At 45.1% G+C, this 12,162-nt stretch carries 6 protein-coding genes; 2 read left to right on the forward strand and 4 right to left on the reverse strand.

Annotated features, from left to right (window positions below):
• Nucleotides 1-226: 226 nt before the first annotated feature.
• The gene (locus VMW01_14690; GenBank protein ID HUW07493.1) at nucleotides 227-784 is read left to right on the forward strand and encodes a hypothetical protein; all 558 of its coding nucleotides are present in this window, start codon (nucleotides 227-229) and stop codon (nucleotides 782-784) included.
• A 100-nt stretch (nucleotides 785-884) separates the two neighbouring features.
• Here the strand turns inward: VMW01_14690 and ltrA are convergent, their stop codons facing one another.
• Entirely contained in the window at nucleotides 885-2,144 is a 1,260-nt protein-coding gene (gene ltrA, locus VMW01_14695; GenBank protein ID HUW07494.1) for a group II intron reverse transcriptase/maturase, read from the reverse strand.
• Nucleotides 2,145-3,063: 919 nt separating this feature from the next.
• Here ltrA and VMW01_14700 point away from each other — a divergent pair.
• Nucleotides 3,064-5,970 (forward strand): triple tyrosine motif-containing protein, encoded by a 2,907-nt coding sequence (locus VMW01_14700; protein ID HUW07495.1) that lies wholly within the window; start codon nucleotides 3,064-3,066, stop codon nucleotides 5,968-5,970.
• 329 nt (nucleotides 5,971-6,299) lie between these two features.
• On the opposite strand, the gene VMW01_14705 is transcribed toward VMW01_14700, so the two are convergent.
• The 3 genes from VMW01_14705 to VMW01_14715 form a co-directional block, all read right to left on the reverse strand.
• Complete coding sequence (locus VMW01_14705) at nucleotides 6,300-8,111, reverse strand: family 16 glycosylhydrolase (GenBank protein ID HUW07496.1); 1,812 nt, start codon at nucleotides 8,109-8,111, stop codon at nucleotides 6,300-6,302.
• 84 nt (nucleotides 8,112-8,195) lie between these two features.
• Entirely contained in the window at nucleotides 8,196-10,436 is a 2,241-nt protein-coding gene (locus VMW01_14710; protein HUW07497.1) for a glycoside hydrolase family 3 N-terminal domain-containing protein, read from the reverse strand.
• A gap of 53 nt (nucleotides 10,437-10,489) precedes the next feature.
• Nucleotides 10,490-12,162, reverse strand: a 1,673-nt coding sequence (locus tag VMW01_14715) for a hypothetical protein (GenBank protein HUW07498.1), incomplete at its 5' end; no start/stop codon positions are given.

Below are 12,162 nucleotides of genomic sequence, written 5' to 3' on the forward strand. Positions count from 1 at the left end.
GTGAATAAAATTCACAAATAAGAGCACAAAAGAAAACAGAACAAACAAGAAACTCATTCATACAAAGATTGAGATTTATAGAAACTGAAAGTGCCTGCAATAAAATTGCAGGGTTTTAACCATTATCTAGGATAATAAACCGCACTAAAAGGTGGGGTTATAAACGAGTTATGCGGCAGCTTAAAAAAACAGACCGACACCACAATATAATAGAAAACGTATGACAATGAAGAAAATATTAATAATCGCTTTGACAATTTTAAACTTGACCACTTACGGACAAGACAAGTTTAATTACGTTCATTTCAACAAACTGACAGAAGTTGTCGGGACTGAATATGTAATTGCTTCAATTGAGAACTGGGGTAAAATGTTTGAAACAAAAAGTAGATACCTTTTATTCCTAAACACCAAGACTGGCGAATCAAAACAAGTTGACTTTCCAACTGACTCATGGACTGAAAAGCTTGAACAAATTAAAGTAGACAGTTTGGGAATTAATTTAATCATTGTTTCTGCAAGAACAGTTGATCTTGATGGAAAAAGTGGAATTGATTGGAATGACCCGACACAAATAATAGTTTTATCGCCAGACGGCAAAGAAAAAACTCAATTGACAGATGATAAGTTTTTTGTAAGGACATGGACAACTAACAAGTTGACTGGAACTATTGTGATTACTGGACATTATGACACAAATAATAATAACAAATATGATAAGACAGACAAAAATGAAATACACATATACGACTTAAAAACATTAAAGCTTAAAAACAAGATATGAAAAAATCGAGTAGGTAAGGGGGAATCTCACCCCCAAACCTCTCACAGAACCGTGCTTGAACCTCTCGATTCACACGGCTCTTCATAATAAAAGACAACGATTAAGGCATAAACCCTACTTTCCAATGCTCAAACATATACGGGTAGCGTTTGGCTATTGATTGTAGATATTTGTATGCATGGTACCAGTGCCTACGCCTAAATCTGCGATACTTGTTGCGTATCCATTTGGCTAATCGCTTGTTGAAATCACGAAATAAGTGTCGTAACTCCGACCTACGAAATTTTGAGTAGTAATTGAGCCAACCCCTGATTTTGGATTTCAAAATCTCCCCTATTCGGCTCAGGCTAAAGTAAGTCCAACGATGTATTTTGAGCTTTCGCAGCTCATCATTTATACGGGCTATACTTTTCTGACTAATGGCAGGAGAGAATCCCAGTTTTAGTTTGCCTCGCTCTTTAATTATTCTCGGTTTAAACGTGAAACCAAGGAAATCAAATTTCTGATAGTAAACTTTAAACGGTGGTCGTTTCTTCTGGTTTCGGCGACAGTAAACAATCTTTGTTTTGTCCTTGTTAACCTCAAGTTTACAAGTTCTGAATCGTTCTTTTATCGCTTCTAGCAGTCGCAGCGCTTCTTTGATATTGCTACAGTGTATAACAATGTCATCGGCATAGCGTTCGTAAACAACTTCGGGATTTCGCTTTTCAATCCACTTATCAAACACTACGTCTAGAAAAGTATTTGCCAAAATTGGGCTGATTACTCCGCCCTGTGGCGTTCCTACTCCGTTTGGGTGTTGAATAGTTCCATCGGTTTTCCGAACGGGTGCTTCTAGCCAGCGTTTACAGTACAGTAAGATATGTTTCTTATCTGTGTGCCATTGCACGGCTTTCATTAGCAAATCGTGGTCAACATTGTCGAAAAAGCCTTTAATATCAATATCTATCACCCAACTGTACTTCATACAGTTGATTCGACATTGCTCTATGGCTTGATGTGCAGATTTATTCGGGCGATAGCCATATGAACTATCGCTGAACGTTTTATCTACCATATTTTCCAGTTCAGCTGCAATTACTTGCTGTGCAACCCTGTCAATTACGATTGGAATGCCCAATGCTCGCAGTTTTCCGCATCCTTTTGATATTAAACTCTGGCGGACTGCTTTTGGGAAGTAACTCCCGCTTGCCATTCTGTTCCACAAAGGATACAGGTATTTGCGTTTGTTATTATCCACCTGCGCTATGCTTACATGGTCAATTCCATAGCTACCCCAATTGGCTCTTACTCGTTTAAAAGCTTCATTAATTTGCTCCGTCGTTATCGGTTGCGTCTTCTGTTCAATTTCGAAAATCATCCTTAAGTGATTTTAAGTTGTTATACAATTTTGAACCTATTATGTGAAGTCCTTCGCTTGTGAGGTCATTACTCCCGCTCTCTTGGATATTCTCGCTACTGCGACTTCATCTGCCACAGTGCTGTACTTCGCTACTTTTGGCGTTTTCCCTTCGGGATTTTCCACCGTTTGGCTTTACATTACAGCATTGCTTCTCCTGTTCCTTGACAGAGCCCAAACAGAGTTCTTGCCCTCTTTATGCCGTGCGGTGTGTAACCGTAAATCAGGTTAACCATTACACTCTTATTTCTCGGGGTCGCTCCCCCCTCGATTTTACCGCAGTAAACGTTATTTACGACACTTCAATAAGGGTTCACTTGCGTTCAACTCCTCTGCTCATACCATACAAGGCCTCGACATACGAACGTCTGGCTTTGCCTTGACCTTGACGCTAAGCACCGCACCGTGAAAGTGTAGCACCTCAAGGCGGTTTGGTAAATCTGCCTGAACAGCCTTTACCGATAGTCCAATTGTCTTGTTATTATTTCCTGTAACTCAGCCAGTCTGTTCGCTCGACCTCCGCAATTACACTGAAACAAAGCATGACAATACCTATCATCTCTCTCAAAGTTATGTTACCACTTCAAAGAACTTTTCATATCTTCGTATCCTGTGGTAACGCAGGACACACAGCATTTGCACAACATCAAAACCCATTTGAAGACAGATAAAAGGCTTTTGCACGACATCAAAACCGAATAGTGAGACCTTAATCGTGAAGAACGACACGCTAATCGTCTCAACCGGAACTATAATCGTGAGGAACGACATTGACCTATTCCTCACTTATCTTCTCAACTTTTTTGTCCAACAGCGTATATTATTGGCTAGGAATGCTAATTTTAGGTTAATTTTTTATTGCAAGCCTAACGCCTATTATATGCGTAAAATACTGATCCTCAGTGCTTTTTTCATTTACACCACCCTCCTATTTGCTCAGGTAAAGCAAAAGGGTACGCCGCTAATGCGCAACTTCATGAAGGTGGAATACGGCGGAGGTACGCAAAACTGGGGCATCAGCCAGGACTACAGGGGGTTCATCTACGTTGCCAACAACAACGGCTTACTGCAGTTCGACGGTAAGTTCTGGAACCTCAACTACATGCCCGATAGTAGCAAGCTTGTACGCTCAGTACTTTGCGTTGGCGATACCATTTTTACTGGCTCTTTCGACGAGTTTGGCTACTTTTTGCACGACAGGCAAAGGGGGCTGGTTTACCACTCGCTCATGCCGCTGCTCAACAAAAAGGTGACCGACATTGATGAGGTGTGGCGCATATACAAGTACGGCAACAAGGTTATATTCCAGAGCTTTACCAAGGTAATGGTGCTAGCGGGTGAACACATTACAGCCCTAACGCCGCCGGAACCGCTACAGTTTTCGTTCTTCATCGGGCAGCGCTACTATGTTCAGGGTAAGAGCGGCAACATCTACCTTTTCGACAACAACCGCTTTATTCCTTACAACGATCACGGCACCTTTAAGGGCATTCAGGTGTGGGCAGTGCTAAAGATTGATGCAGAAAAATACCTCTTTGCCACCATAAACCATGGCGTGTGGATATACGCCAACGACAAGTTTGTTCCATGGAACAACGAGGCTAACACATTCCTGAAGCGGAACCAAATATTCTCGGCGTCGGCCATTCCCGGTGGATACTACGCCTTTGGCACCATTCAGGATGGGCTGCTCATTACTAGGGAAAACGGCGACGTGGTGCAGTATGTGAACAACCGCAAGGGGCTGCAGAACAACACCATTTTAAGCACCTTTGTGGACGTTAACCACAACCTGTGGCTTGGTCTCGACAATGGTATCGACTACCTGGAACTCAACTCTCCCCTGTCCTATTACGACGAAGGTCTAGGGCTCCTAGGTGCCTGCTACGCGGTAAATATTTTCAACTCCAAACTCTACGTGGGCACCAACCAAGGAATATACGTTGCCCCGTGGGGTGAGAAGGCAAACATTCTCTCCGACCAGCCCTACTTTAAAAGGGTGGAGGACACCAAAGGACAGGTGTGGTCGCTCAGCATTATCGATGGTAACCTCTACTGCGGCCATAACTTTGGCACATTTCTGGTGGACGGCAGCGCCAAAAAAATATCTGAAAAGGAGGGCTCGTGGCAGTTTTTACGGCTGAGAAACCACCCCGACAAGATTATTGTGGGCAAGTATAGCGGGCTTCACCTCTACGAAAAGAAGAACGGTGTTTGGCAATTCTACAAGGAGGTAAAAGGGTTTAACGAATCGTCGAGATTGCTGGCCGAAGATGAGTATGAAAACCTTTGGATGGCTCATGGTTACAAGGGAATATTTAAGATTGTGCTCAACGAAGCCAAGGATAGCGTGGTTGCCTCTTACCTCTACGACCAGGCCAAGGGATTCCCACAAAAGGCTGGCATATCGGTTGACAAGGTTCGCAACCAAGTGGTGTTTATTACCAACCAGGGTATCTACCGCTACAACGCCATTACTGACAGAATGGAGCGCTACTCCGAATTTAACCGTATGCTAAAGGACTCGCTGAACATTCGTCGGCTAATTGAGGATAGGTATGGCAACATCTGGGTTCTGAAGAAAAACGATATAGCACTACTGAAGCACGAATCGCCCAACACATACAAGCTGGAATCGACACCGCTCACCAAATTTGGCAACAGCTTTGTGAATGCATACGAAAACATATTTGTGGAGGATATGGCCAACATTTTTGTGGGAACCGAATCAGGTGTAATCCACTACGACGCTACACTTCCCAACAACGACACCATACCTTACTCCTGCTACGTAAAGGAGATGCGGTCGCTGGCTTCCGACGGCCCAGTTTTCTTCAGCGATTACGGTGGAAGTAATGTTGCTAAAATAAGGATACCCTTCAGGCAGAACTCGGTAAGCTTTGAATACACATCACCCAAGTTTAACGAGCAAAATCTGCACTACAGCGTTTGGCTCGAGGGACACGATGCTCAGTGGTCCGCCTATACCACAGGTAACCATAAGGATTACACCAACCTTTCGCCTGGCCAGTATGTGTTTCACGTTAAGGCAATCGATTCGGAAAATAATGCGAGCAAGGAAGCACAAGTTAGCTTTACCATTGGCTACCCCTGGTACCTTACTAAATTGGCTTTTGTAGCCTACATCATTATGCTAATTGGGGCTGCCTTAATTACCCGTAAGGTGGTGAAGAAAAAGATTGCCCGAGCCACCACTAAGCTGCAAAAAGAGAAGGAACGGGAGCTAAAGGCACAGGAGGAGTCATACGAACGCGAAGCACTGCTTGCCGAGAAGGAGATAATAAAGCTGCGTAACGAAATGCTGCAGGCCGAGGTGGAAAAGAAGAAAATTGACGTTGAAGGCAAGAACCGCGAGTTGGCCAGCATTGCGCTTCACATTACTCACAAAAACGAGTTCTTGAGCAAAATTAAAGTTAAGCTGGAGGCTGTGGCCAAGAAGATAAATCCGGTATCGCAGCGAGAGGTGCTGGAGTTGATTCACACCATAGAGTCCGACATCAAGCTCGACAACGAGTGGCAGCGCTTTGAGTTGCACTTCGACGAGGTGCATGGCAATTTCCTCCGAAAGATGAAGGATGCCTACCCGAGCCTTACTCCTCACGAGCTAAAAATGTGTGCCTACTTAAGACTAAATATGACCACCAAGGATATTGCACAAATGCTAAACATAAGCGTACGTGGGGTGGAAATCAGCCGCTACCGGTTGCGTAAGAAGCTGGGAATTGAGAGTGAGACCAACCTAATCGATTTTATGCTCAGTTTTTAGGAGGTATTTAGGGACTTAGGCTTTAAGGTATGTTTGTGTTAAACTTCAGGCGATTTCAGGTTCAAATATTGTAACACCTTTTTGTAATTGCGGTGCATAGCAGGTGAGGTTCAATGAACAGTTACGGTCCGTGCACCGCTCGCTTTTGGAACTGCATCTACCCCCACCCTGAAGTGCGGGGAAATATTCTTTTGACAAATTTGTCATTGTTCAGAAACATAAAATTTTACGGCCATACAATCGCGTTATTCTTTATCTTCCTTTAATTCCAAATTATTGGAACGCCGCACTCCGACTTCCTCAATCTTCCTATAACTCCTTTATTTATCTTACTGCTTCATAAGCAATGTGGAAACTTGCCCAGCCTTATATTTTAGAATTAGCATATGCATACCAGCAGACAAAGCGGTAACGTCAATAGTTTGTTTGGAGCCATCCATGGCTATCTCCTGCCTTCCAAGCATATCTAAAACAATAATCTGTTCTGGCTCTCCTGCACCTTGAGGAGTTTGAATGGTAATCATGCTTGAGCATGGATTTGGGTATACTGTAACCTTCGACAAAAGGCTGGGTGTGATGGCAGCCGTTGCAATGGGGTCCTTAGTAATCTCTATATTGTCGAGCCATAGCGAGTCGCTTGCTACCTTTCCATAAAAACCATAGTCCACAAAAAAGCGGATACCTGCTATGGCACTTTGGTTTACCGTGCTTCCATACACGGGAGTGTTGGAACCCCAATTGTTGGTAAAATCGAACTGGTAGCAGTGGAAGTCACCGTTGGGTAAGGTTGGAGTGAACCGAAATACTGGGGTAACGTCGGTATACTTCCCATCGATATCGAAAAGGTCAGCCCGCACAACCACCGAGTTGCTAAGATTTAAGGTCTTCATCCAAATGGCAAGGTTGGAAAGGTTGCTCATGCTCACCGGATTGGAAAAGGTAAAGTCCACGTGAGGATTTACAGATGGGTCAACTATATTATACTTAATAAGCAGGAGCGTATCCTGCTTACTCAGTGTAATGGTATTGCCTCCATTGGAATAGGGAGTCCAGCCCTCCGTTCCCGAAGAGCTGAAATCCACTACAGTATATTTGTCGCCAGACGGTGCAGTTATCACTGCAACACTTTTGGAATAGATACCTCCAGCATCGGGATGGGTTATTTCAACCTGCACATCCCCAGCACTGGTTCCCCAGTTAACCACAATTTGGTTAGTTCCATCGCCGGACACAATGGTGGCTCCAGCAGGAACTGTCCAGTGATAGGTGGCACCCACAATATTTTGGGTTTTGAAAACCAAGCCAGCTGCATTAGGACTAACATTAGCCGGACCATCCACGGCAATTTGGTCCTTTGTAATATACTGGTAAACGCGAGCATAATCCACATCCATTTCCTGTGGCCAGATGTTTGGATCGACTCCTTGAGCACCTCCCCAATCGCCACCAACGGCAAGGTTGAGTATGAAGTGGAATGGCTGGTCGAAGGGCCAAACTTTATAGCCAGTGTGCTCATTGGCAAAGGAGAAATACTTCACATCATCCACAAAAAAATCAATTGTTTCAGCAGTCCACTCAATAGCGTAGGTGTGAAACGCCGTTTCAGCATCTGCCACCACGTAGGTACTGGTTTTTTGAGTGCCTATGGTATGGTTGTATGCCTCGGTATGAATGCTACCATGCACATTTCCGGGATCGTAACCTACATACTCCATAATGTCTATCTCACCGCTTGATGGCCAGCTACCATAAACCCAAGTGGTGGGAAGCATCCAAATGGCAGGCCAAGTGCCCTTTCCACCGGGAAGTTTTGCCCTAACCTCGAAACGACCGTAGCGCCAATCGCCCTTGTTTGTTGTAACAAGCCGAGCAGAGGTGTAGCCCATCCCTTGATACGACTCCTTGCGAGCCTCAATAATGAGATTTCCGTTTTCACAGCGGGCATTCTCCAATCTTGCGTTGGTGTAGTACTCCAGCTCGTTGTTTCCCCAGCCACTACCCCCAACATCATACCCCCAGCGGGTAGCATCGGGCAAGCCGGTATTGCTGAACTCATCGTTCCAAACCATCACCTGAATTTGGGAGAAGGCTGGAATATTCAGCACCATTAGGAAAATGATAAATATATAGCTCTGTTTCATCTTCAAATTTATTATCGAAATCTACAAAAGAATTAAGAAAAAAGAGAACGCCGGGGATAATGAAGCGATATCCCCGCCGCCGCCCTATTGGGCCAACCTAAAGTCTAACCCAAGCAAATCAGAAGAATTAGAACCAACAAACACCTTAAAATCTCCAGGTTCTGCCTTGAATTCCATGTCTCTGGTGTAAAATGCCAGATCGTGAGCCGTGAGTTTGAACTTAACGTTGGCCTCTTCACCAACCTTTAAAAATATCTTCTTAATTCCCTTTAACTCCTTAACTGGACGAGTAACACTGCCAACCATATCGCGTATGTAGAGCTGTACAACCTCAGCCCCGTCATACTTTCCAGTATTTTTTACCTTTACAGAAACCGTAAGGGTATCGTTCATGCCAATGGTTGGGCTGCTAATTCCAAAGTCTGTATAGTCGAACTTGGTATAGCTTAATCCATAACCAAACGGATAGAGCGGGGTATTGGGGCTATCGATATACTTGGAAGTATAGCGCACCGAGTCGATACGAGGTCTCCCTGTATTCTTCTGGTAGTAGAACAGTGGAATCTGGCCCGTAGAGCGAGGAAAGGTCATTGGAAGTTTTCCCGAGGGGTTATAGTCGCCAAAAAGCACATCGGCAATGGCTGGTCCCCCCATGGTTCCGGGAAGCCAAGCCTCCAAAATGGCAGGTACCTGCTGATCCATCCACTCAATGGTTAGCGGGCGACCATTCATCATTACCACCACCATGGGTTTGTGCAGCGCATTCAAGGCAATCACAAGATCCCTTTGAACGCCAGGAAGATCGAGGTAAGCACGGCTAAGTGCCTCGCCGCTCATCATGGCAGCTTCACCCACAGCAACCACCACTACATCGGCACGACGTGCTACGGCCAATGCCTGAGCAAAATCAGCCTTGGAGTCGCCTTCAATCTCGCACCCTTTAGCGTAAGTAACAGTAGCCTTTGGTAACTTCGCCTTAATGGCCGTAAGGAGCGTAACAACATCTTTTGCTTCACCCCTAGCCGACCAAGTTCCTATCATATCGAGCTGATCATCTGCTAGAGGGCCAATCACCGCTATTGACTTCACGTCTTTGCTCAATGGCAGTACTCCACTATTTTTCAGCAGAACCATGGATTTACGTGCCGCATCTCGAGCAATATCCAGATGACCTTGGCTTAAAACCTGCTCCTTCTCTCTGAGGGTATCACAGTAGCGGTAGGGATCGTCAAACAGGCCCAACTTAAACTTCATTCGAAGAATACGCCGAACAGCATCATCAATTTGCGCTTCGGTAACCTTTCCATCCTTTAGCAGCTTGGGCAGCTCTGCGATGTAGATATGAGCCTCCATATCCATGTCGATTCCAGCATTCATGGCCAAATCGGCAGCCTCGTAAGGATTTGCAACTATACCCTGTGGCATGAGCTCCATTATTGATGCCCAATCGGAAACCACAATGCCATCGAATCCCCACTTCCCCTTCAAAAGGTCGTGAATCATCTCCTTATTTCCGGTTACTGGTACACCATTGAGTTCGTTGAAGGATGACATAAAGGTTGCCACACCTGCATCGAGCGCAGCCTTAAAGGGTGGTAAATACACCTCATAAAGCGTACGATTCGATATGTCAACGGTGTTGTAATCGCGTCCTGACATTGCGGCACCATAGGCCACAAAATGCTTGGCACAGGCCATTATGGTGCCGGTATCGCTCAAATCTTTTCCCTGAAAGCCCTTTACCAGAGCAGTTGCAACTAATGAGCCGTAGTAAGGATCTTCCCCAGCACCCTCCATTACACGACCCCATCGAGGATCGCGGGCAATGTCCACCATGGGAGCAAAAGTCCAATGCTGGCCCGAAGCTGCTGCCTCAATAGCTGCTACTCTGGCTGACTGTTCAATAGATTGAAGGTCGAACGAAGCGGCTTGGCCAAGGGGAATAGGAAAAATGGTTTTATAGCCGTGAATTACGTCGTAGCCAAAAATTAAGGGTATTCCAAGGCGACTCTGTTCAACTGCAATCTTCTGTATTTTTCGAGTATAAGCTGCACCATTAACGTTGAGCATGGAACCAACCTCGCCTCTTTTAATGGCCTCCTGGTATGACGAAGCCAACGTAATGGGGCCGGTAACTTCTCCATCCCCAGTTAGCTGGTTCATCTGGCCTATCTTCTCTTCTAAAGTCATCAGCTTGAGCACCGAATCCACCTTATGCTCAATCACCTTATCACTGGATAAAAATTGCTTAGGTGATTGCTGCTGGGATCCGCCGCTACAACTAGCCATCAGCATTGAAGCACATAGTATCGTCAATTTATTCATTCTCTTTCGATTTTAAGTTAAGGGGTAAGGTTTCCCCTACCCCTTCCATGAAACTATTTCAGCCCTTCAACGTGAGGTCCAGCAAGATCGTCCATGTAGAAGGAGAATGTTCCTCCATTGTTTCCAGGGTTGATCATTACACGGACAACGTTGTAGAAGTTATCGTTAAAACGAGAATCAGTGGTAATGTCACTGGTATAAATCTGACCAGTAGAGCTGCTACCAGCTCCAATACCTGCAAAGTTGAATTCGGCAATCTCCCACTTATTCGACTGCTGAATGGTGTAGGTAAGGTCGTTGGTACCAGTTGTCCAAGCATTTCCGCCATAGTCGGTATTTTCCAACTTCAACAAAATTACGTCACCGACATTACCATATACCAACATCTTAAAGGTGGTTTGCAGGGTGAGGTTGAATCTATAGCCAGCGGGAAGTAGCATGTAAGCATTTGCCCACTGAGCATTTGCCTTTGTTACCTGCAGTACGTGAGCACTTCTATTGGGATAGAGAGAGGCGTCTGGATTGTTCACAACGGCAATGCTTCCACCACCATCCGATTGGTCAAAAGCCATCGGAACAAGCGTTGTTTCACCAAAATCGTTATACATCACCATGGCATCAAGCAGGTAAGGAATATAGTTCGGATGGTTGTTGTCAACCGTCAAGCTATACGACTTGGAAAAATCACCGTTTGAAGTGCTAATCTTTACGCTGGTAGGATATACACCCTTTCGCATATAGGTGTAGGTTAGAACGTCAGAGGTAGAAGTTGCCTCCTGCGTTACTCCATCACCAAAATCGTAAACAATGGAGTTAATTGTAAAACCATTGGGAACAGCAACGTTGGTAAGCGAGAAGCTATACTCGTTGGGATTAGCCGTTGCCACAACGCTGTAATCAAACGTAACAGCTGGCTTAGCATATCCCTTTGGAATTAGCTTATCGTAGCGAGCTTCAGCATCGTTTACCGAACGCACGTAGAGGTAGTTTTCGTTAAAATCCAACACTTGATATACTCGCTCATGTCCTGCGTCGTAGCCAAGTACGGCGGCAGTTTGTCCAAATTTAATATAGTAGGTATCGCCTACCTTATCAACCATCCAGGTCATATCACCACGATTAGCATCAAGGGTAGCAACCACCTCGTCGGTGGCATCACTATACGATGCTGCTCCATAGTACCCGGCTGTTCGACCCTGGTTTGCAGCTGGATGAGCTACTAGAGTTTGACCATTGGTATTTACATGATAGCTGAAACCCACTAAGTTGAAATTGAACTCATCATCGTATATAAAGAACCCAGTTTTGTCCAATGGATTGGCTGACCACCAAGTAGGCGTCATAGCATCGGTTGGACCAACGCCAAAGTGTCCTGCCTCTAAGCTATCAGAGACCCATGTTTTTCCATTTACCGCTTCGGTACCACCGCATAGAGCAATTAGCAATGGATCTTCGAAGTAGGTATAATCGGTCTTTGTTTGAGCAAAATCCTGAGAAATGGTTGCCGTTCCACCCGAGGTATAAAGGGTAAGCTGAACAGTATAACTCTGCTCCAATGGAAAGTAGGCCACAACTGTGTCGCCAACCGCCTTGCTGCCATTTCCCAAATTCCAGTTAGCAATTCCCTTTACATCTGAGGTATTAATAACCTTAAAGTGAAAATCGTCGCTACCAGGAGCAATTACAAAGTGCAGCTGCTCTGGAGTAGGTGCAGCACCTATTGAGG

The sequence above is a fragment of the Williamwhitmania sp. genome (assembly GCA_035529935.1).
GTDB lineage: Bacteria > Bacteroidota > Bacteroidia > Bacteroidales > Williamwhitmaniaceae > Williamwhitmania.